Source organism: Mycoplasma sp. 11548 (assembly GCF_055523555.1).
The window spans coordinates 518757-542815 of sequence record NZ_JBVFVF010000001.1 but is presented as its reverse complement, the minus strand read 5'-3'; the positions used below and the strand labels follow the sequence as shown (position 1 = coordinate 542815).

Annotated in this window: 20 protein-coding genes; 7 read left to right on the top strand and 13 right to left on the bottom strand. The window is 27.3% G+C overall.

Going from position 1 to position 24059, the window contains the following annotated elements:
* Positions 1-246: 246 nt before the first annotated feature.
* Positions 247-1431: an IS30 family transposase gene (locus AC0B4K_RS02260; protein WP_465103638.1), complete on the bottom strand. Its 1185-nt coding sequence runs from the start codon at positions 1429-1431 to the stop codon at positions 247-249.
* A gap of 194 nt (positions 1432-1625) precedes the next feature.
* On the opposite strand from AC0B4K_RS02260, the gene obgE reads away from it, so the two are divergent.
* Together obgE and AC0B4K_RS02250 are read left to right on the top strand one after the other, a co-directional pair.
* The gene (gene obgE / locus AC0B4K_RS02255; RefSeq protein ID WP_465103637.1) at positions 1626-2891 is read left to right on the top strand and encodes a GTPase ObgE; all 1266 of its coding nucleotides are present in this window, start codon (positions 1626-1628) and stop codon (positions 2889-2891) included.
* Positions 2892-2929: 38 nt separating this feature from the next.
* Entirely contained in the window at positions 2930-4660 is a 1731-nt protein-coding gene (locus AC0B4K_RS02250) for a GIY-YIG nuclease family protein (RefSeq protein WP_465103636.1), read from the top strand.
* Positions 4661-4761: 101 nt separating this feature from the next.
* Here the strand turns inward: AC0B4K_RS02250 and AC0B4K_RS02245 are convergent, their stop codons facing one another.
* The 3 genes from AC0B4K_RS02245 to AC0B4K_RS02235 all read right to left on the bottom strand — a co-directional run bounded on the left by AC0B4K_RS02245 (position 4762) and on the right by AC0B4K_RS02235 (position 8191).
* Complete coding sequence (locus AC0B4K_RS02245) at positions 4762-5520, bottom strand: hypothetical protein (RefSeq protein ID WP_465103635.1); 759 nt, start codon at positions 5518-5520, stop codon at positions 4762-4764.
* Positions 5521-5545: 25 nt separating this feature from the next.
* Positions 5546-7306 carry a S8 family serine peptidase gene (locus tag AC0B4K_RS02240; RefSeq protein ID WP_465103634.1) on the bottom strand — a complete coding sequence of 587 codons (1761 nt, stop codon included), beginning with the start codon at positions 7304-7306 and terminating at the stop codon, positions 5546-5548.
* Positions 7307-7606: 300 nt separating this feature from the next.
* Positions 7607-8191: an IS30 family transposase gene (locus AC0B4K_RS02235; RefSeq protein ID WP_465103633.1), complete on the bottom strand. Its 585-nt coding sequence runs from the start codon at positions 8189-8191 to the stop codon at positions 7607-7609.
* A gap of 38 nt (positions 8192-8229) precedes the next feature.
* Here AC0B4K_RS02235 and AC0B4K_RS02230 point away from each other — a divergent pair, with 38 nt between their 5' ends.
* The gene (locus tag AC0B4K_RS02230) at positions 8230-9378 is read left to right on the top strand and encodes an IS3 family transposase (protein WP_465103632.1); all 1149 of its coding nucleotides are present in this window, start codon (positions 8230-8232) and stop codon (positions 9376-9378) included.
* Between the two features lie 99 nt (positions 9379-9477).
* Positions 9478-10449, top strand: a complete 972-nt coding sequence (locus AC0B4K_RS02225) for an IS3 family transposase (protein WP_465103631.1) — start codon at positions 9478-9480, stop codon at positions 10447-10449.
* Here the strand turns inward: AC0B4K_RS02225 and AC0B4K_RS02220 are convergent.
* The 4 genes from AC0B4K_RS02220 to prfA form a co-directional block, all read right to left on the bottom strand.
* A complete protein-coding gene (locus tag AC0B4K_RS02220) occupies positions 10393-11070 on the bottom strand; it encodes a hypothetical protein (protein WP_465103630.1) in 678 nt (225 codons plus the stop codon). The two genes, AC0B4K_RS02225 and AC0B4K_RS02220, sit on opposite strands and share 57 nt — an antisense overlap.
* A gap of 165 nt (positions 11071-11235) precedes the next feature.
* Entirely contained in the window at positions 11236-13704 is a 2469-nt protein-coding gene (locus tag AC0B4K_RS02215; protein ID WP_465103629.1) for a putative immunoglobulin-blocking virulence protein, read from the bottom strand.
* A gap of 95 nt (positions 13705-13799) precedes the next feature.
* Entirely contained in the window at positions 13800-14513 is a 714-nt protein-coding gene (gene prmC, locus AC0B4K_RS02210) for a peptide chain release factor N(5)-glutamine methyltransferase (protein WP_465103628.1), read from the bottom strand.
* Positions 14513-15592, bottom strand: a complete 1080-nt coding sequence (gene prfA / locus AC0B4K_RS02205) for a peptide chain release factor 1 (protein WP_465103627.1) — start codon at positions 15590-15592, stop codon at positions 14513-14515. Before prfA ends, prmC begins: the two co-directional genes overlap by 1 nt.
* A gap of 76 nt (positions 15593-15668) precedes the next feature.
* Between prfA and AC0B4K_RS02200 the strand changes: the two genes are divergently transcribed.
* The 3 genes from AC0B4K_RS02200 to AC0B4K_RS02190 all read left to right on the top strand — a co-directional run bounded on the left by AC0B4K_RS02200 (position 15669) and on the right by AC0B4K_RS02190 (position 18018).
* Complete coding sequence (locus AC0B4K_RS02200; RefSeq protein ID WP_465103626.1) at positions 15669-16910, top strand: restriction endonuclease subunit S; 1242 nt, start codon at positions 15669-15671, stop codon at positions 16908-16910.
* Positions 16907-17497: a restriction endonuclease subunit S gene (locus AC0B4K_RS02195; protein ID WP_465103988.1), complete on the top strand. Its 591-nt coding sequence runs from the start codon at positions 16907-16909 to the stop codon at positions 17495-17497. Before AC0B4K_RS02200 ends, AC0B4K_RS02195 begins: the two co-directional genes overlap by 4 nt.
* 323 nt (positions 17498-17820) lie before the next feature.
* Complete coding sequence (locus AC0B4K_RS02190; RefSeq protein WP_465103625.1) at positions 17821-18018, top strand: hypothetical protein; 198 nt, start codon at positions 17821-17823, stop codon at positions 18016-18018.
* 391 nt (positions 18019-18409) lie between these two features.
* Here the strand turns inward: AC0B4K_RS02190 and AC0B4K_RS02185 are convergent, their stop codons facing one another.
* From AC0B4K_RS02185 to AC0B4K_RS02165, 5 genes are all read right to left on the bottom strand, one after another.
* The gene (locus tag AC0B4K_RS02185; protein ID WP_465103624.1) at positions 18410-19396 is read right to left on the bottom strand and encodes a transposase family protein; all 987 of its coding nucleotides are present in this window, start codon (positions 19394-19396) and stop codon (positions 18410-18412) included.
* Positions 19397-19816: 420 nt separating this feature from the next.
* Entirely contained in the window at positions 19817-21349 is a 1533-nt protein-coding gene (locus tag AC0B4K_RS02180) for a transposase family protein (RefSeq protein ID WP_465103623.1), read from the bottom strand.
* 61 nt (positions 21350-21410) lie between these two features.
* Positions 21411-21989 (bottom strand): hypothetical protein, encoded by a 579-nt coding sequence (locus tag AC0B4K_RS02175; protein ID WP_465103622.1) that lies wholly within the window; start codon positions 21987-21989, stop codon positions 21411-21413.
* 23 nt (positions 21990-22012) lie between these two features.
* Entirely contained in the window at positions 22013-22237 is a 225-nt protein-coding gene (locus AC0B4K_RS02170; protein ID WP_465103621.1) for a hypothetical protein, read from the bottom strand.
* Between the two features lie 284 nt (positions 22238-22521).
* Positions 22522-23862 (bottom strand): MATE family Na+-driven efflux transporter, encoded by a 1341-nt coding sequence (locus AC0B4K_RS02165; RefSeq protein WP_465103620.1) that lies wholly within the window; start codon positions 23860-23862, stop codon positions 22522-22524.
* Between the last annotated feature and the right edge of the window lie 197 nt (positions 23863-24059).

The window sequence follows — 24059 nt, the reverse complement described above, 5'->3', positions numbered from 1 at the left end:
TTCAAAAAAGTAGTTATTCTACAAGATAACTAAACCAGAAAGGTTTTTATAAATCTTCTGTTTTTTGGAAAAGTCACTTGCGAGATATTAACAAAATAATTGTCTTTTAATTTTAACATAATTTTTAGATAAAAAAATGTATGCTAAAATAGAAAACACGGGCACGTGTTTTCTGGAAGTTTTGCTTACTTTTTCAAAAGTAAGGCCCCCTTGATTGCAATCAAGGGCGGGGGATTAAAAAAATTTTTAGGTTATCTTATATTGCCGTACAACTTGCCGATAGTTATTTATTTTATCCATCATATAATCAATTTCTTGCTGAGAGTATTTATCTAGACTTTTTCCTTTGGGAATGTAATACCTAATTAAGCGGTGCATATTTTCTATTAAACCTTTTTGTCATGAACTATATGGTTGGCATTTAAATAGTCTTTCAGTTGGAATAACTTGGTGCAATAAGACATTTTCACTACCATTATCAACTGTTAAAGTTTTAATCTCTAAGTTGTGTTTCTTGATTAGTTTGACAAGAGTTTGTTTTGTAGCTTTGGAGTTGCGTTTTGAGAGCATATCATAAGACATTCTGGTTTGCCGTTCAATTATCGTCACAATACAATATGTATCATTGATTTTACCAATAACGGTGTCTAATTCAAAATGGCCGTGTTCAGAGCGATCATTAATATAAGCTGGACGTTTCGAAATTTCTGTAGCATATTTTAATGTTTTAGGTTTGGTTTTCTTTTGCTTCCTTATGCCATATTTGCCTTCAGATTTTTTAACAATATGGTCAAAATCAAGGAAATAAGGGTATTTTTTGATTATTTTATAAATTGTACTAGGTGAGGGAGCAAATTCATCAGGGGATAATTTTTTAAAAGAATTCACAAGATAGGTAACTGATTTCTTAACTTCTTTTTGCTGCAAATTCTTTTTATTTCTATTTTTATTGTATGTGTTAAGCTCACTATATCAATATTTTCTGTAGGCCTTTCATTTCTCTTTAATTGCATCACTTACAAAAAAGAGTCGCGAAAATGAATATCCTGATAAATGTTCGTATAGTTTACTAAAATTAAAGGTTTTAACCCGCATTACTCTTTTTGAACACTTAGGACAAACATAGCGATTTTGTTTATCTAAACTAAGTGGCCTGCGATTTGTAATAATTTGGATTTTACTTTTTATACTTCGAATGTCTCTATCAAAAATCTTGGCTACTTCTTGGATTGAGAAGCCTTCAGAAAGTTCTTGTAAAATATTATAAAGTTGTTCTAGATCGATTTGGTTTGCTCGTAATTTTCGATGCGACTCAAGAGCTCCTTGCATTTTCAAGATAGTGTTGTAATTCTCTTCAATTTTAAAATGTTGATATTTATTTTCTTTTCGATATTTGTCAAAAACACAAATATATTTTTCTAAATTTTTCATATAATTTTAAGGTCTCCTTTATTTTTTGAAAAATTATTAATACAACTATTTTATTACAAGGCAGACAAAAACAATGTCACATGCAAAAAAACTTGCATGTGACATTTCCAATTAATAATAATATATAATATGATATTATATTTATAATTAAATAAATTAACAAAGTTGATATCATATTATAGAAGGAGAAACAAATGGCAAGATTTATTGATGAAATAACAATTTCATTACAAGGCGGTAAAGGCGGAAATGGAATGATTTCTTTCCGCCGCGAAGCCCACGTAGATAAAGGTGGGCCTGATGGGGGTGATGGAGGCCGTGGTGGTCATATTTATTTTGTAGGAGACCATGGAAAAAATACTTTACTAAGTTTTTATAAAAATAAACATATTAAAGCAGAAGATGGTGTTAATGGAGGCCCTAAAAACTTGTATGGAGCTAATGCTAAAGATACCTACATTAAAGTTCCAATTGGAACTTTAGTATATAATGGTGAAAAATTAATTGCCGACGTAATTGAGGCAAATACACCATATTTAGTAGCAAATGGTGGAAAAGGGGGCCGGGGTAATAATAAATTCAAAACAGCCAAAAACACCGCACCTAAAATAGCTGAAAATGGCATGCCTGGGGAAAAATATGAGGCTAAAATAGTTTTGAAAATTTTATCAGATGTTGGGTTAGTTGGTAAACCTTCTGCTGGTAAATCAACTTTTTTAAATGCAATTTCTAATGCAAATGCAAAAGTAGCTGAATATGAATTTACTACCTTAGTTCCCCAACTTGGAATGGTTAAATATCACGATGATTCATTTACAATTGCTGATTTACCAGGGCTTATTAAAGGTGCTTCACTAGGAAAAGGTTTAGGAATACAATTTTTAAAACATATCGAAAGATGTCGAATTATTGCTCATATTATTGATTTTGGATCAGTTGATAAAGATCCTGTCATTGATTATCAAACAATTAATAATGAACTTAGTTCTTATAATTTCAAACTGGAAGAAAAACCTCAAATTGTAATTGCAAATAAATCTGATATGGAGGTTTTTCAAGATAATATTGCCAAATTTAAACAAACATACCCAGATATAGAAATCATTGAAATTTCAGCTATTTTTAGGCAAAACCTTGAAATAGTTAAAGCTAAATTAGCAAATTTAGTTAAGCACTATGCACATGCAACTATCGAAAAAACAGAAGAAAAAATTAAAGTTATTGAATATGAACCAGATTTTAAAATCGCAAGCCATTATAAGGGACATTTTATAATAAGCGGTAAAAAAGTTGAAGAGTTATATAATAAAATTCCAATTAATACTTATGATAATTTAGTTCGTTTTAATAATATTCTTAAAAAAATGGGTGTTTGAGATGAATTAATTAAAAGAGATATAAACCCGGGTGATACTGTATCAATTTACGGGTTTGAATTTGAATGAGAAAATGAATCATAAAAAACAAAGCTATGCTTTGTTTTTTGTATAATTTTATTATGAATGATTTTTCTTTTGAATTACATGAGAAAGTGAATACTGTAGCAAATAAACCAGGAATTTATTTATGAAAAGATATAACTGGTAATATTATTTATATTGGAAAAGCAAAAAACATTAAAAAAAGATTAAAACAATATTTACAAGGATCTGAGAATTCATATAAAACTACCAAAATGTTTCAAGAATTAGCAGACTTTGAAATCGTTTATACTCTTAATGAACGTGATGCATTACATCTTGAAGAGAAAATGATTAAAGAGTATAAACCAAAATATAACATTAAGCTTGTAAATTCGCAAAAAAATCCTTATATTAAAATAAGCATTAATAAAAAGAATTTAATTAAATTTAGTTTTAGTTCAAAAGTATTTAAAAATAATGATCCTGATACAAATTATTATTTTGGACCTTTATTTTATAATGATGATCATAAAAACTTTATTAACGTACTTAAGAGCATTTATACCTATAAAAACGGATTTTTGATTACTAGCCAAAGTTTAGAAGAAGCCAAAAATATATTGAACGAAATAAAAAGTATTTTTGAATTTAAAAATAATAATTTTAATCAAAAATTACAAGAATTAGAAAATGAGTTTGCATCTAAATTAGATTTTCAAAATGCATTAATGTACAAAAAAGCGCAAGATTTTTTAATTAAAACAAAAATGCCTCAGGTTACAGAAATTCATAAAATTAGTTTAATTGATTATATTTATGTTAAACAAATTAATCAATTAATATTTGTAGCTCTCAAAACATATAATTATGGGATAGTTACAAATATAAGTATTAAATATTATGAATTTAATGGATTGTTACAAGAATTTTTAGAATACTTTTTAAATAATTATTATAAAGATAAAATTATCCCTAAAAAACTTTATTTAAATAATGAATTAGAATCTTTAGACTTAATTATAAATAATGAAATGCAGAAAATAATTAGTTATCCAAAAGTTGGCATAAATCAAAAAATTTTAAATAACTTAAGAGATAATATTGAAGAAAAATATCAATCCTTAGGTTTAAATATAAATGAAAATATTTTACAAGAATTAAGCCTTAAGTTGGGCTATCAAGATTTAATCCAAAATATTTATATCTTTGATAATTCATTTGAAAAATCAAAAGATGGAGTGGGTGTTGTATTAAGTTTTAACTTAAAATCTAGCTCAAAACCAAAAGTATTTAAATGGTCTTTGGAAAAAGATATTCAAAAATTTAGTACTGAAGATGATTTAAAATATATGTATTTAAATACACTTCAATTTTTAAAAGTAAATCAAGATAAAATTAATCAAAATGATCTTTTTGTTGCTGATGGAGCGATTAGTCAAATTAACGAAATTAAAGAAGCTTTAAAAAATTATAATTTTAACAATAAGGTAATTGGTTTAGTTAAAAACCAAAAGCATCAAACAAGTAAAGTTATTAATGATCAAAATATAACTTTAGAATTATCAATTAATACTTTCAATTTTTTAAGCAATATTCAGTTCTTAGTAGATAAAAAAGCAAAAGAATATTTAAATAAAACACGTAACAACAAAATTAGCAATTCACTACTCTTGCAAATACCTGGAATTGGTAAAAATATAGAAAATAAATTACTGCAAGCATTTTCTAATATCAAAAAAATAAAAAATGCACCAATAGCAGAAATAGCCAATGTTGTTGGAAATAAGTTAGCATTAAAAATTAAAGAATATTTTGAAAATAAATAATATCTATTATAAGAAAGTAAAAGAATAACAATATTCAGATACTTCTGAATATTGTTATGTCTATTTGCTCCAATCGTTCAATTTTTCTTATTATTAAGATATTATTCATATTCAAAATTAATATTTAAATCATCAACATTTTGAATGTTTGTTTTATCAATAATTAAAAAATAAGTTTTAAACCAATCGTCAGCACCAACAGATGCATTTCCACCTAATTTTTTGTCTGAATGAAATAAGAAGAATCGATAACTATTATTAAAATTGAATTTAATATTTAGTTGCTGTGCTGCCTTATCAAAAGTAAAGCTTTTGATATTTAAACCTTTTTCTCTGTTATCTGATTCTGAAATTTTTTTATATAAATAATTATTTAAAATTATAATATCTTGTGTATCAAAATTAACTTTATCTAATAAGTCATTATGTTCTTGAATTATTTTTTCTTTATTTTGGTATTTTTTTGGATTATGTTTTTGTAGTAACTGAATAAATTGTTCTTGATTTTTTATTAAATAGCTTGTTAGTTTTAAATTGTCTGTTTGTCATTTTAGTTTATTTACATCATCATAATTAATATTGTTAAAATATTTATATGCAATGTCACTAGAAAGATAATTAAATTCATTTTCTTGACTATTTTCTTTTCATCTAGAATAACTTTTCTTATCCTTATCTAGGATTTTATCTTCATCTATAACAAATAGTCTCGGACTTACACCTTCTTTGGTCCAAGCATTTTTATCATTGTTTCAATATGTATGCTCAGAAATTAAACGAGATTTTTCAATTGTTTTAACTTCATAAAAGTAAACTCCAAGCAAAGATGCAGGTAAAATAGCTAGGATAAAAGTTACCAAAAAATACTTTATAAACTTTTTTTTCTTAGTTTTGTTTCACATATGTAATTGCAACTTCTACATTTTGTTGTTCCATTTTATATGGATATGCTTCCAGTATATAATAACCATCTGATGGGGCGGTAAACTCAATTACTTCAATGTTTCTATTACCAAAATTAGAAATAGCTAATTGATACCCAGATTGACTTTTAATTTTAAAATCTATGTCAGTTTTATCGCCTAATCTATTATGTAAAAAAGCTAAGGAAGCTCTTATCTTATCGCCCTTTTTAAAATACACACGTCGAGAATTTAAATAGGGCGGATTATTCTTATTAACATTTTTAATGACAATTAAAGATTGCATTGCTTCTTCAATTTTATTATATTGTGGTATACCATAACCAGTTTCATCAGTATAAATTGAATTTACACCAGCAGGTTTTCTTGATCCTGTTATTAGTGCCGATTTGAAGATAATAGAATCAGAACCAAGATCAAATTTGTGTGGGTATTTTTGTTTTAACATCCCGGCGATTGCCGTTACAACTGGTGCTGAAAAACTCGTACCTCTATTTTGATAACCTGTTTTTTTACCGTCATGTATCGATTCGTCAGTAAATGTATATTCACCGCCAGGGGCTACTACTGAAATATAATTCGAATTATTTCCTATTTGGCTATAATTTGATTTTTGTTCAAGGTTTGCGTCACTTGTAGCACCGACTATAATACTGTTCTTTGATAATGTTAATCCGAAAATCTCCTTGGAATTTTTATTATATTGGTTTCCAGCTGAAATAACATTTATTAATTCTGGATTCTCAAATATTAAGGTATCTAAGTATCCAGGAAGAAAACTTAAAAATAATGTAAATTCCTTCCAAATATTTCAACTATTATTTACAATATTTGTGTGTTGAAGCAAATAATTAAACTCACCAGAAAGGCCGTTTCAATATAAATTAACTTCAACAGAAACTATACCAGCTGTTTGATTAATCCCCTTTTTACCAGCTATTAATTCCGATACTTGGGTAGCATGTCTTGACCACTTCTCATAGTAAAATGGTTCGTTTCTCCAACTAATTCCATTACCATATTTTTGATTTCACTCAAATGCTTTTGAGTGTACTTCTGCGACTCCTTCATATTCTAAAACACCTATGTTAACTTTTCTATCAATATAATTATAAAAATGTTTTTGTCTAGTGGACTGATCCAAGCCGACAAATGAAAATAATTTTTCGTTTTGCTGTTCATACTTAAAGTTATTAAAATTATAACGCCCACCAGGGTAATAACTTTGAGATTCCATGAAGTTCTCATTTTGTTTGTTTATTTGGAAATCTTCATATTGCGTATTTGTATTAAACTTATAAATATTACGATATTCGATATTGTGTTTATCTAAAAAACTAATTAATAAGTTATTTAATTTTTCATGATTTGTATTTTTTAAATAAGCAATTGATAAAACTCCCGTAAATTCATCATATTTTACCGGTAAATTTTGATCAATATTGTTATGAATAAAGTTTTTAATTAAATCAGTCTGTTTCTGGTTTAACTTTGTAAAAACTTCTAACCTATTAACACCAAAGTTAATTGTATAGGTCTTTGAATTTGCATCACTATTAGTAACAAATGCAGTTTCTAAATTAATATTTTGAATTTTTATATTATTTGTTATAATAGTATTCGGACTATTTACAGTATAGATTCCATTTATGGCAACTAATGGAATTGCGGATGCTGCTATAGACGAAACAATAAATATTTTTTTAAGTTTTTTTGTGTACATATATAACTCCTATTCATTAAGTATTATCAATTTTTTGCCTTAAAAAATCTAAGGCATTTTAATTATACCATTTTTTGGTATTTATAATAAAATTATATATATAAAAAAATATATTGTTTTTTGGAAAAGTCACTTGCGAGATATTAACAAAATAATTGTCTTTTAATTTTAACATAAATTTTACATAAAAAATGTATGCGAAAACAGAAAACACGGCAGTGTTTTCTCTTCGGTTTTGCTTACTTTTGTCAAAAGTAAGGCCCCTTTGATTGCAATCAAAGGCGGGGGATTAAAAAAATTTTAGGTTATCTTATATTTCCGGACAAGTTGCCGATAGTTATTTATTTTTTCCATCATATAATCAATTTCTTGCTGAGTGTATTTATCTAAGCTTTTTCCTTTGGGAATGTAATACCTAATTAAGCGGTGCATATTTTCTATTGAACCTTTTTGTCATGAACTATATGGTTGGCATTTAAATAATCTTTCAGTTGGAATTACCTGGTGCAATAAGACATTTTCACTACCATTATCAACTGTTAAAGTTTTAATGACTAAGTTATGTTTCTTGATTAGTTTGACAAGAGTTTGTTTGATAGCTTTGGAGTTGCGTTTTGAAAGCATAACATAAGACATTCTGGTTTGCCGTTCAATTATCGTCACAATACAATATGTATCATTGATTTTACCAATAACGGTGTCTAATTCAAAATGACCATGTTCCAAGCGATCATTAATATAAGCTGGACGTTTCGAAATTTCTGTAGCATATTTTAATGTTTTAGGCTTGGTTTGCTTCTTGTTCCTTATGCCATATTTACCTTCAGATTTTTTAACAATATGGTCAAAATCAAGGAAATAAACTGGGAAAAAATATTCGGACAAAATCCGAATATTTTTAATATAAAGAAAAAGAGGTAGTTATGAGACATTTAAAGACTAAGGAATGGGTCAAAATATTCGATTTGTACGATAAATATTTGAATTTGAGAATAACGAAGGCAGAATTTGAAAATTTATGTTTTGATATCAGAGAAGTATACTGAAATAAAGAATCAATGAGAAATATGTTAAAGAAAAGAAAACTGTATAATTTAAATATAAACATAGAATCACAAAGCGGTAAATCACCTAAGAAAGATAAAGGTGTTGGGAGAAAGAAAAAGAAAGTTCTCGATTATACATGAATTGATACTCTTAAAGATGATGAAAAAGATGCAGTTATAAAATACTACTATCGAATTTTTAATGAAAATAATATTGATGCAGATATCTCAAAGATAAAGAAAATCAAGAATCTTTCACATACTAAAAAATCTAAAATGATATGTGTTTCAAGATCTACATATTACGAGAAATTGAAAGATAACAACAAGACTAAAGAACTAAAGGTTAAACACAAAGAAATAATTTTTCAAAGTTTTGTCGAAAATAAAGAAAGGTATGGACGAAGAAGACTTGCTAAATATATTTTCCAAGAATATAATATTCAAATAAATCCTAGAACCCTAGGAAATTATATGAAAAAACTGAATTTGAAAACATTTGTTAGACAAAAACATAAAACTAAAGAATCTAAAAATACTAGTGTTAAAGTACCTGATTTAGTAAAAAGAGATTATAATTCAAGCAACAATAATATATATGCAACAGACGTGACCTATATACCAGCACCAAAAGATATTGAACAGAATCATATTTATTTATCTGCAATTATTGATCATAAAACTAAGTTTGTGACCTATGAATTATCACTTAGAAATGATACTGAACTAATTTTGAATAATATCACCAATACAAAATTCAAAAATAATTTTATTTTACATTCTGACCATGGATCTGCTTATTCTTCGCTTGAATATACTAAGAAAATAAAATCACTAAAAGGTAAAATATCAATGTCAAGAATTGGTAATAGTCTTGATAATCGTGAAATTGAATATTTCTTTTCAATTCTTAAAAGTGAAATTTTCCCAAATTTTGATCAAACCTGTAAAAGACTTACTTTTATTGAATTATCACAAAAAATCAAAGAATTTATAAACTGATATAATTATAAAAGAATAAGATAAAAAAAACCTTCCCAAAGCATTCCGTTTGGCTTAGCCAAATGGTATGGTTGGGGAAGGTAAAACCGTCCGAAAAAAATTTCCCAGTTTAATAATTTAAATATGAACATAGAATCACAAAGCGGTAAATCACCTAAGAAAGATAAAGGTGTTGGGAGAAAGAAAAAGAAAGTTCTCGATTATACATGAATTGATACTCTTAAAGATGATGAAAAAGATGCAGTTATAAAATACTACTATCAAATTTTTAATGAAAATAATATTGATGCAGATATCTCAAAGATAAAGAAAATCAAGAATCTTTCACATACTAAAAAATCTAAAATGATATGTGTTTCAAGATCTACATATTACGAGAAATTGAAAGATAACAACAAGACTAAAGAACTAAAGGTTAAACACAAAGAAATAATTTTTCAAAGTTTTGTCGAAAATAAAGAAAGGTATGGACGAAGAAGACTTGCTAAATATATTTTCCAAGAATATAATATTCAAATAAATCCTAGAACCCTAGGAAATTATATGAAAAAACTGAATTTGAAAACATTTGTTAGACAAAAACATAAAACTAAAGAATCTAAAAATACTAGTGTTAAAGTACCTGATTTAGTAAAAAGAGATTATAATTCAAGCAACAATAATATATATGCAACAGACGTGACCTATATACCAGCACCAAAAGATATTGAACAGAATCATATTTATTTATCTGCAATTATTGATCATAAAACTAAGTTTGTGACCTATGAATTATCGCTTAGAAATGATACTGAACTAATTTTGAATAATATCACCAATACAAAATTCAAAAATAATTTTATTTTACATTCTGACCATGGAACTGCTTATTCTTCGCTTGAATATACTAAAAAAATAAAATCACTAAAAGGTAAAATATCAATGTCAAGAATTGGTAATAGTCTTGATAATCGTGAAATTGAATATTTCTTTTCAATTCTTAAAAGTGAAATTTTCCCAAATTTTGATCAAACCTGTAAAAGACTTACTTTTATTGAATTATCACAAAAAATCAAAGAATTTATAAACTGATATAATTATAAAAGAATAAGATAAAAAACCTTCCCAAAGCATTCCGTTTGGCTTAGCCAAATGGTATGGTTGGGGAAGGTAAAACCGTCCGAAAAAAATTTCCCAGTTTATAACTGATTTCTTAACTTCTTTTTGCTGTAAATTCTTTTTATTTCTATTTTTATTGTATGTATTAAGTTCACTATACCAATATTTTCTGTAGGCCTTTCATTTCTCTTTAATTGTATCACTTACAAAAAAGAGTCGCGAAAATGAATAACCTAATAAATGTTCGTATAGCTTGGTAAAATTAAGGGTTTTAACCCACATTACTCTTTTTGAACACTTAGGACAAACATAACGATTTTGTTTATCTAAACTAAGTGGTCTGCGATTTGTAATAATTTTAATTTTGCTTTTTATACTTCGAATGTCTCTATCAAAAATCTTGGCTACTTCTTGGATTGAGAAGCCTTCAGAAAGTTCTTGTAGAATATTATAAAGTTGTTCTAGATCGATTTGATCTGATCGTAATTTTCGTTGTGTCCCAAGAGCTCCTTGCATTTTCAAGATAGTGTTGTAATTCTCTTCGATTTTAAAGTGTTGATATTTATTTTCTTTTCGATATTTGTCAAAAACACAAATATATTTTTCTAAATTTTTCATATAATTTTAAGGTCTCCTTTATTTTTTGAAAAATTATTAATACAACTATTTTATTACAAGGCAGACAAAAACAATGTCACATGCAAAAAAACTTGCATGTGACATTTACGTTTAATAAATAAAAAATATCTGGAAATATTTCCAGATATTTTAGATCTTTGTTTACTAAATTACTTCATATTGATCATCTTCAGTTTCGAAGCGGGCATTAAATCCTGCACCTTTGAGTGCTTGAAGAATTTTATTTTGTCCTGTTTCAACAATAATTTCTGTGTTTGAATTAAATGTTCCATCGCTTCAATTGATTAATGTACGTAAGTTAGCGATACCAGCTCCAGTTAATGTATCGCCATTAGTTTTATCAAGTGAGAAGAATTTAATTTTCTTAGTACTTTTGCCATTACTAAAGAAGATTTTTGAGCGATCGTCAGGAGTTTGTGGACCTTCAGTGATTAAAATCTCACTAAATTGAGCCACATTCATTTCGGCAGCTGATACTTCTCAAGTATCAGAATTATTGTAAAGTTTAATACGTTTTAATCTACGTTTTGAGGAATTATTCCCTAAAATATCGTGGAACTGCATTCCTGCTAAAGTTTTAACGCTTGGAGCATAGCTAAAATCTACACCAAGAGGCCATGAGTTTCCGTCTCTTCCAGAATCAGGTTTAGTTCCACTACCTCAACCACCTTGGAAAATTCGTTCATTGTTTCTGGTTCAATATGCCATTCTTAAACCTAAGTTAACTTTCTTAAGATCATAATCACCTTTTTCATTCTTAACATCTTCTTCATCAAATGATAAATTATCAAAGGTAATACGAGTATAAATTCTTTCTTGACTATTTAAGTATGCTCAATTAACATTGTAATCATTCATATTTACTCAAGCAACTTTATTTAAAGCTCAAGGGTTAATTGCCCAATCGTTAGCATTACCATTTAATTTTTGGTCCGTATACATTGCAAGCTCATCAATTTCTTTATCTTTAATAAACCTAATTGCAGAAGTATTCTTAGATGCAAAGAATAATTCTAATAAAGGTAATTTTGTAGGTAAAGCAGCAAAAATTTTATCCATATTTTGATCTGCACCTACTAAACCAATATTTTTGAAACGATATCCAGTAATTTCATAACCATCTTTTTTCAGTCTTTCAATTAAAGCAAGCGCATTTTGGTAAGCTTTTGGTTGTTCAACATCAATTTCAACAACGGTCGCTTCTTTACGGTTAACACCTTGAATTTCCTCGCGTCTTGTATATTTAGTAATTGTAATACCGTAAAAACCACCTATTAAGTCACCATATCCTTTATTAATAAATTCTTGATTTAAAATACGATCATCTCAATTGTAATATTTACCACGTTTAATATCATCTGAATTTCTGGTTGGTCATTGCGAATTATTACCTAATACTTTCTTAAATTTATTATCTTCAGTGTAACGACGTTGCACATTATTAATTGGTGGGCTAAAAGTATATGATTCTCATTCACCTTTTTCATTTACTCAAGTTTGGGTGTATTCCTCCGGAATAACATAACCATTTTGTAATTGGCGTTGCACTTCTGCACTAACTTTAGTAATTTTGCTTTGGTCAATGTGCATTAATAAAAGTAATCTACCATACGGAACACGAATTTTATCATTTGATCTATATGGTTTTCATTCAACTATTTTTGGATCATCTCACCACCTGTCAAAGTTGGCTAAACCAGTTGGATCAACAAAAGTTCTTAATAATTCTTTATTTTGCAATAATCTTTCATAACGCGCTCATAAATTACCTAATTGCTCAGGTGCCCCTCCATCTCCAGCTAAGTATGCATTTAAATTTTCAATGTCTTGATTTTCATCGTGGAATAAATCATAATAACCAACACCCTTATTCTGAAAAATATAATCATTTTTCTTAGCTCCTCTTGCAGCAATAACACCACTAAGACGAATGTTTTCTTCAGTTAAAGCACCAGTAATTGATACAATCTCTTCAAACTCATTTTGGTATGGAATACGGTTGGCAATTCCATTATTTATATCATATTTTTCATCCTTAGGCGGATTTAAAACATCGATTTCGGCAAGATATTTAATTCCACCTTGGTTAATTTCTCTTTTTTCTCTACGTTGTACTCTTTGATATTCGGGCTCAGGTTTAGGCTCTGGTTTAGGTTCTGGTTCAACTTTAATTGGTTGAGTTGGCGCAGGAGCCTCAGGAGGAGCCGGAACTGGTTCTTCAACTGGAGGAACTGGGGCAGGTACTGGCACAACATCATCCTCAATTTTTGGAGGATCTTCAGGTTTTGTCTCTTCTTTAATTTCTTCTTTAGGATCTTCAATAATCTTCGGAGGATCTTGAACAATTATAACTGGTTTGTCAATTTCTAAGGGTGGAGTTGGTTTAATTTCTTCTGGTTTGCGATCTAAATTATCATCAAAAGCATTTGGGAGTGAATTCTTTGGATCAGCTTTATCGTTATCTAAAAAAGTATTAACTCCTTGTTGGATGTTATACTTGTATCTATTTTGAGCATCAATTTGTAATGATTGAATAGTTGTAAAAATAGTAGTTGCTCCAAGAGCACCGGATACAACTAATAAACCTATTTTATGTTTTCTTCTAAACTTCATATACTTCCTTTACTTATATAAATATTTATACATTATTTTCTTTTATTTACTTCTCATTATATTATACCAGAATAATATATATAAATATATTAATTTTAAAATCTCAATTTAACTATTCTAGGTAAATTTGCAATATCATTGATTATTTCAATATGGTATTTATTAGTTAAACTTACCCACCAATCATAATGTAACGGATTAATTTCAAAATAAATTAATCCGTTCTTAGTTAAATAATTAGGAGCTTGGTTAATGATCTTTTTATAAAATTCAAGGCCATCATCATTAGCAAATAATGCATTATGAGGTTCAAAATTTAAAACAGATTTATCAAGTTTTTCATCATGTGATAAATATGGTGGATTACAAACAATTAAATCAAAAAGGTTATTACTTAAATTTTTAAATAAATCACTTTGATAAATATTAACATGTAAATCATTTATTTGAGCATTAATTTTAGTTTGTTTAATTGCTTCAACTGAAATATCACTTAATGTAATATCTCATATTGGCCTAGCTTTTTTTAAAGCAAGGCCAATAAAACCTGATCCTGCACATAAATCAAGTACTTTTATATTAGAAGAACTAGTGTGATCATTTAAAACTTGTAAAATAAGTTCTTCAGTTTCGTAACGAGGGATTAAGACATTATGTGAAAGATCAATTTTAACATTTGCCATTTCAATATAACCAATAATTTTTTGAACTGGCATTCCTTTATTTAGTAATTCTTCTTCAAAAGAAGAGATAGTTTGTTTAAGATTATATCTTCTTTTTTCTAATAATAAATCTGTTTTAGTTGGCATTAAAAATTAGAATCCTGTAATTTTAAATTTTGTTCTTCGGTTAGTAATGCCTCAATTATAGCATTTAGTTTACCATTCATAATTGAAGTTAATGAACTTGAGTAGCTGATACGATGATCAGTGACACGATCTTGTGGGTAATTATATGTTCTAATTTTTTCACTACGGGCTCCAGAGCCAGCTAACTTACGGTAACCAGATTCTTCTGCTTGTTTTTTTTGTAATTCTAAATCATATAATTTAGATTTCAAAATCCGCAATGCAATTTCTTTATTTTGAATTTGGCTTTTACCTTCTTGACATGAAACAACTATTCCGCTTGGATAGTGAGTAATTCTTACAGCTGAATCTGTCGTGTTAACAGACTGCCCACCATTTCCACTTGAGCGAAACACATCAATCCTAATATCTTCAGTTTTAATTTGAATATCAATATCTTCATCAATTTCAGGCATAACAGTCACTGTTGCAGTAGAAGTATGAATTCTACCTTTAGTTTCGGTAACTGGAACCCTTTGCACCCTATGCACCCCAGATTCAAACTTTAATTTTGAATAAGGTTTTTCTCCTTTAATTGAAAAAGTAATTAATGTAAAACCTCCGGATTCAGCACTGGATGATTCTAAAATACCTATTTTCATATTATTTTGTGCAGCTCATTTTGAATACATTTTATAAAGATCACCAGCAAAAATATTTGCCTCATCGCCTCCAGCTGCCCCTCTTATTTCAACAATCACATCTTTTTCATCATTCTCATCTTTAGGTAAGATGAGAATTTTTAGTTCGCTTGATAATTGTTTTAAACTAGCCTCATTTTCTTGAATTTCTAATTTTGCTAACTCAATTAAATCTGGATCTTTTTCTAAAGTTAATAATTCTTTAGCAGTTTTTAAATTTGATTCAGCATTTAAATAATTATTAAAAGTTTCTACAATATCACTAATTGAATTAAGTTCTTTATTTATTTTATTATATTTTTTAATATCATTAATTACATCTGGGTTAACTAACTCCGATTTAAGTTGATCATATTTTGCTTTAATTTGTTGCAATGAACTATACATCTTTAATTCCATAGTGTTTTAATTTTACCATAATACAAATTTATAAATTATGTTAAAATTAATATTATTATATATTAAAGGAATCATTATGAATAAAATTGAAAAGTTAATTAAAGAATTATGTCCTAATGGAGTTGAATATAAAAAACTTAGCGATGTTGCAATTGTAACAGCCGGAAATTCAGCACCACAAGATGGAAAATTCTTTATTAATGGAAAATATCCTTTTTGCCGTACTTCTGATGTTGGAAAAGCAAAGAAATCAGTTGATTTTTCAAATATTAGCGATTATTTGAATGAAAATGGCATAAAAGGATTGAAACTTTTTCCAGCTGGATCAATTTTAATTCCTAAAAGCGGAGCATCAACTTTACTTAATAACAGAGTAAGGTTGGCCGTTGATTCTTATGTAGTTTCCCATTTAGCAGTTGTTATTCCAAATGATAAACTTATTAATAGTAGGTTTCTTTATTATTCTCTCGAAAGTTTTGACATGGCAACATTAGTCAATGATAAAAGTTATCCAACAGTTAAAAGCTCAACAATAGCCCATTCTATTCAGGTCCCTTTGCCGCCCCGCGCGATCCAGGATGAAATTGTGAAAATTCTGGATAATTTCACAGAACTTACCACAGAACTTACCACAGAACTTAAATACCGTAAGCAACAATATGAGTATTACAGAGATAAATTATTAACTTTTGATAATTCAATAAAGGAAATTAAATTAGATCAAATTGCTAAATTTACATATGGCTATACAGCATCATCTAAAGATGAGGGTGATTTCAGATATATCAGGATTACTGATATATCTGAAGATGGTAGTTTAATAATGGATAGCAAAAAGTATATCTCTAGTGAAGCGGGAATAGAAAAATATAGATTACAGAAAGGTGATTTATTAGTTTCTCGAACAGGTTCATATGGTAAAACTTTATATTTTGATTCTGATGAACCTGCAGTATTTGCGTCTTATTTAATAAAAATAGATTTAGATAATACAATAATTAGCAATAAATATTATTGACATTTTACTAAATCTAATTTATATTGAAATCAAGCCAAAAAAATTGTCTCAATTGGCACACAGCCTCAATTTAATGCTAAAGCAATTGGACAAATTAAAATTCCCCTTCCACCACTTCCGGTTCAAAACCGCATTGCAGAAGTATTGGATAATTTTGAGCAAATTTGTCATGATCTCAAAATTGGCTTACCTTCTGAAATATCTTTAAGACAAAAACAATATGAATATTATAGAGATCTCTTATTATCATTTAATATTAATGATATTGAGAGAGAGAGAGAGAGAATAATCCGGGATTAGCCAAATTACTTGAATATGTATTTGGTTTTGAACTAGTTAGTTTTGGGTATGGGGTCAAATACCAAAAACTTAGCGATGTAGCTAAGTGTGTTAAAGGTAAACAACTTAATAAAGATAAATTAGTTACAAGTGGATATCCAGTTATAAATGGTGGTGTAAATCCTACTGGTTATTGACATGAATATAATTTCAATGAAAATAAAATCACTATAGCTCAAGGTGGATCAGCAGGGTTTGTCCAATGACAAAACTCAAAGTTTTGAGCAGGTGCACATTTATACGTAATCCAAGAATGTAGTGATATTCTTAATTATAAATATTTATATTATGTAATTAAGAATAATCAAGATAAGTTAATGGAAGCAAAATATGGTACAACTATTCCATCCTTATCGATGGAAGTTGTCAATAATCTTATTATTCCTATCCCTCCACTTCAACTCCAAAACAAAATTGTTGAAATGCTAGATAATTTCTCCGACTTAATAAATGATTTATCTAAGGGCTTACCAGCTGAAATATACCTTAGACAAAAACAATATGAATATTATAGGGATAGATTATTAAGCTTTGATAAAGTGAATTAAAACAAACATTTAAAAAAGGAGACAGGGATTAAATATTTGGACAAATTCCAAATGTTTAATCCCTGTCTAATTTATGTTTATTTTATTCAATCATATTTCATTTCGATGTTTAATGAATTAGAATCAGTTATATCTGTTTTATTAATAATAAAAAAGAAACTTCTATATCAATCGTTTGTCCCAACAGCAGTATCTAAAAGATAATTATATTAATTGGAAATGTCACATACAAGTTTTTTGCATGTGACATTGTTTTTGTCTGCCTTGTAATAAAATAGTTGTATTAATAATTTTTCAAAAAATAAAGGAGACCTTAAAATTATATGAAAAATTTAGAAAAATATATTTGTGTTTTTGACAAATATCGAAAAGAAAATAAATATCAACATTTTAAAATCGAAGAGAATTACAACACTATCTTGAAAATGCAAGGAGCTCTTGGGACACAACGAAAATTACGATCAGATCAAATCGATCTAGAACAACTTTATAATATTTTACAAGAACTTTCTGAAGTGTAGAATAACTACTTTTTTGAACTACATTTTTAATTTTCTGCCCAGACTGTTGGGGTTAATCTTTTTTTATTTTTTGATTTATATTATGATGCTTTTGTTGCAAAAAAAAGATAATGAAAAAACAAACCAAAAAAATTTTTTTCTTCTTTGGCAACTAAATTGGAAAATTTATATATTTTTTGATGTTTTTACTGTCTAAAAAATCAGAACATAATTATTTATATCATTACATTAACTACAAAATTTCAAAATGAAGCAAAAAGATTTTTAACCCCCCCGCCCTTGATTGCAATCAAGGGGGCCTTACTTTTGAAAAAGTAAGCAAAACTTCCAGAAAACACGTGCCCGTGTTTTCTATTTTTATTATTCTCTTTTTTATTAAAAAATATTAAAATTAATATGCATCAATTTTTATTTCATCATTGATGCTTCTGTGTAATGTTCGAAGTATCTCTAAATACTCAGCCATAATCTTATTGGCTTCAAGGTTACTTCCTTGTGCATTCACAGAGACACTATTAAACTTTGAGATGTATAATTCAAGAGTTTTAAAAAATGAGTTTGTTTTCTTATGGATAAATGCTAGTTTTCCAACAGCAGGGATAGAATAATCTAAACCTTTCTCAAGAGCTCACATTTCTGTAAAGCTTAGATATTTTCCATTAGGTTCTTTGGCAAAGTATTTTTTTCCATTATATTTAAAATACAAATTATCATCAGAAGAATGTACTAACACAACATCAGAATTATAAGGAAATATAATCCTTTTGTCATGCATATCGAAAGCTGCAAGGTTTTTACCTTGGTATCTAACAACACCATTTAAAACTTTTCTATTAATCTCTAAATCAACGGCTCAATTGCCGTTTTTCTTTCCTTCTTTTTGAAAGACATTATGTTTAGAAATTATTTTTTTATTCCTCGTGTTGTAATAATTTTGAAATACTTCGTTATTTTGCTTTAAATCATTAATATCTTTATATCCGTTTTCATGAATTAATAATGGGTATTGATCTAATGATGTTCTAAAAGATCTCTCAACGTGAGGTTTATGTTTGGGATTAGAAGAACTGAGTACTTCTATTCCTTTTTTATTTAAATCTTTTTCAAAAATTGTTTGTGCATTTTCGTTCCCCCAAAAAGTTCTTCTTTTATCAGTATAAATTTTCTTTGGAAATCCATATTTCTTAAATACTATTTCTAACAGTCTTTGATATCCTAATGTTGTTTCTTGTTCTTCAAATCATGCTGCTAATAATGTTCCAGTAGCAACATCAATTGCATGATAAAGATAGAATGGTTTATTATTTTTTAAATATGGTTCAAGCTGAGCATCGATTTCAACAATTTCACCAAATTCTAAATTTTTCTTTAGACCCAAAACTTGTCTTTGTTTTTCATTTTGTTGTAGAATAACTACTTTTTTGAACTACATTTTTAATTTTCTGCCCAGACTGTTGGGGTTAATCTTTTTTTATTTTTTGATTTATATTATGATGCTTTTGTTGCAAAAAAAAGATAATGAAAAAACAAACCAAAAAAATTTTTTTCTTCTTTGGCAACTAAATTGGAAAATTTATATATTTTTTGATGTTTTTACTGTCTAAAAAATCAGAACATAATTATTTATATCATTACATTAACTACAAAATTTCAAAATGAAGCAAAAAGATTTTTAACCCCCCGCCCTTGATTGCAATCAAGGGGGCCTTACTTTTGAAAAAGTAAGCAAAACTTCCAGAAAACACGTGCCCGTGTTTTCTATTTTTATTATTCTCTTTTTTATTAAAAAATATTAAAATTAATATGCATCAATTTTTATTTCATCATTGATGCTTCTGTGTAATGTTCGAAGTATCTCTAAATACTCAGCCATAATCTTATTGGCTTCAAGGTTACTTCCTTGTGCATTCACAGAGACACTATTAAACTTTGAGATGTATAATTCAAGAGTTTTAAAAAATGAGTTTGTTTTCTTATGGATAAATGCTAGTTTTCCAACAGCAGGGATAGAATAATCTAAACCTTTCTCAAGAGCTCACATTTCTGTAAAGCTTAGATATTTTCCATTAGGTTCTTTGGCAAAGTATTTTTTTCCATTATATTTAAAATACAAATTATCATCAGAAGAATGTACTAACACAACATCAGAATTATAAGGAAATATAATCCTTTTGTCATGCATATCGAAAGCTGCAAGGTTTTTACCTTGGTATCTAACAACACCATTTAAAACTTTTCTATTAATCTCTAAATCAACGGCTCAATTGCCGTTTTTCTTTCCTTCTTTTTGAAAGACATTATGTTTAGAAATTATTTTTTTATTCCTCGTGTTGTAATAATTTTGAAATACTTCGTTATTTTGCTTTAAATCATTAATATCTTTATATCCGTTTTCATGAATTAATAATGGGTATTGATCTAATGATGTTCTAAAAGATCTCTCAACGTGAGGTTTATGTTTGGGATTAGAAGAACTGAGTACTTCTATTCCTTTTTTATTTAAATCTTTTTCAAAAATTGTTTGTGCATTTTCGTTCCCCCAAAAAGTTCTTCTTTTATCAGTATAAATTTTCTTTGGAAATCCATATTTCTTAAATACTATTTCTAACAGTCTTTGATATCCTAATGTTGTTTCTTGTTCTTCAAATCATGCTGCTAATAATGTTCCAGTAGCAACATCAATTGCATGATAAAGATAGAATGGTTTATTATTTTTTAAATATGGTTCAAGCTGAGCATCGATTTCAACAATTTCACCAAATTCTAAATTTTTCTTTAGACCCAAAACTTGTCTTTGTTTTTCATTTTGTTTAATTTGTTTATAATATTTTTTTAATAGCAATGTTGTCTCTTGTGAAGTTTTCTTCTTTGATAATTTTGCTATTTTTCTTCCTCTTTTGGTTGTATGTATATTAAATAATCCTAATTGGTTGAATCTTCTTACCAAAGTTTTGTAAGAAATTTTTTGCCTTATAAAAGAACCATATTCTGAATAATAATAACTTTTAAACGAAAGTTGGTTATTTGTTAGAATGCTATTTAAAATAATTTCACATGTTTTTAAATAATCTTTAAACACTAATTCAATTTCTGAATCGGTAACTTTGCAACTTCTTTGTTGATTTTTATTTTTATGACTGATGTCAATTTCTTGATTACTTTTTATTATTTTTTTATATCTTTTTACAGTTGATATACTAAGGTTTGTAATTAAACTAAGTTGAGATAAAGATTTTTCAATATTAGCAGCAATTAATATGAGCGATTGCTGTTTTTTTAGTTCGTAGTTTGTTAAGTTTTTGTACTTATCTATGTTATGTTTGATTCTCATAAATAATTTATACCATATTTTAATTAAATTAGTTCATTTTCGGAGGGATTTATATATGGGCCTAAATAGTTGTCATTGGACACTTTAGACCCAAAACTTGTCTTTGTTTTTCATTTTGTTTAATTTGTTTATAATATTTTTTTAATAGCAATGTTGTCTCTTGTGAAGTTTTCTTCTTTGATAATTTTGCTATTTTTCTTCCTCTTTTGGTTGTATGTATATTAAATAATCCTAATTGGTTGAATCTTCTTACCAAAGTTTTGTAAGAAATTTTTTGCCTTATAAAAGAACCATATTCTGAATAATAATAACTTTTAAACGAAAGTTGGTTATTTGTTAGAATGCTATTTAAAATAATTTCACATGTTTTTAAATAATCTTTAAACACTAATTCAATTTCTGAATCGGTAACTTTGCAACTTCTTTGTTGATTTTTATTTTTATGACTGATGTCAATTTCTTGATTACTTTTTATTATTTTTTTATATCTTTTTACAGTTGATACACTAAGGTTTGTAATTAAACTAAGTTGAGATAAAGATTTTTCAATATTAGCAGCAATTAATATGAGAGATTGCTGTTTTTTTAGTTCGTAGTTTGTTAAGTTTTTGTACTTATCTATGTTATGTTTGATTCTCATAAATAATTTATACCATATTTTAATTAAATTAGTTCATTTTCGGAGGGATTTATATATGGGCCTAAATAGTTGTCATTGGACACAGATTCAAATAAATTATTTTTAATATTGACATTTTCTATTTTTTGTGATATAATTTTAAGCAATCCATTTTCATAATCTGCAATAACTGGACTATTAAATATTGCAATGATAGGTCCAATAGTTAAAGATATTAATAATGGTTTTTTAAATTTATTTCATTTCATAATTATTTCCTTTGGTTTTTTATGATTTAAATAATTTATCTATTAATTTGTATGTAAGTTGCGAGATATACTTATCTCGCTTATTATTATATCATTAATTTTTCAGTTTCCTGAATTTTTTAAATAAGCAAATGTAAAATATTAATGATATGAACAAAAACAATAAATAGCAATAACTAAGCTTTAGTTATTGCTATTTTCTTTTGCAAACTTTAATAATTCAACTCTGTAATATTCATATTGTTTTTGTCTTAATTATTTCTATGTTCTTATTTTATAAGTATTTAATTTAAATTATTATTTTGTACATCTAAAATATTAGTTTTAGATTTTTTTAATAAAAATCAATAAGCCCCTAATGAAACAACTGTATCAAAGGCATTCCCAACTCCAAACAAAATAGCAATACCGATTAATGAAGGTTCTCACACACCTGTTACATACAAGATAAAAGCAACTCCATAATAAATAGAGTTAGTTACTACTGATTCAAATAACATATAATGAGTTTTTCCTAAACCATAAAATGTAGCATCAACAACATTTTGGATTGCAAACAATATATAGAAAACAAATAAAACCATTACTAGTTCAAATAGTTTATCTACTTCGCTAAAGTTTAAAACATATTTCATGAATGGTTTATAAGCAGGTATCAAAATAATTCAAATAAGCATTGTAATACCAGTAATTGCAAAATATCCTAAGGTATTATTTTTAACAGCATTTTTGTTTGTTGAAGTTTCTTGTTTAATTAATTCACCTAGTTGCAAAATTGGTAGTAGCATTCATCCTCAAATAAAGTTATTAGCAACCCAATAAGTTCCTTGTTCATTGACAACATTTACCATTCTAGCAATCATAATCATATATGCTAAATTTCTAACAAATGATTCAATTCCTGAAATCCCACCAATTTTTGCAAATTCTTTTGCTCATTTAAAGTCCATTTTATCTTTGTTGAAAATATTAACGCCATTTTTCGCAAGTAAGAATAATCCCGTTACTAATAATATTGCATTGACAATAATATTTGTAACCCCTATTCCGTTAACTCCCATATTGGCCGAAAGAGATAAACTAGAAACTAAGAATAAATCTAGTATTACAGATAAAACTAATTTTACTGCAGTTAAAAGATAAACTAATTTGCTTTTACCTAAAATGACTAAACCAACCAAAACAAATTGGAATAACACACCAAAAATATTCGCTACTGCTTCAATTCTTATATATTGTGCACTAGCATCAATAATTGATTCATTTGTCGCCATAACTTTAAGTAAGGGATTAGCGCCACCTATTACAATTAATGATAAAATACTATAGATTCCAAAAGTTAGTAGCAGTCCAGTTTTCATGCGATTTGTAAAATCCTTTTTGTTAGATAAAACATTACCTACAAAATAAAATAACGGCAAAATAATCGCTTCATTTATAACTTCATAAATTAAATTAACTCAAGATAATTGCCCTGCAATACTATATGATCATTCGCCAGGTAAGTTACCTAGTCAAAATACTCTTAAAGTAGTATAAATTATCGGTGCTAAACCAGTAACCAATAAAGCAAGAAATAATTTGTAATTAATATTTTTTAATGATATTTTTAATTTTGTAAGCATCTTTATATCCTCCTTTTAAATATTTATATTTTTAGTTTTAAGAGTCTGCCCCCCCCTATTAATAAAAATCTTTTTATTAATAGGGGGGGGCAGATATTTATAAAATTTGAGTTTTCTTGTCTTAGTATTATAACATATTCCAGCTAAAAATCTATTTTTTGGTTAAAAAGAACATAGTGCATCATTAATCAACTCTA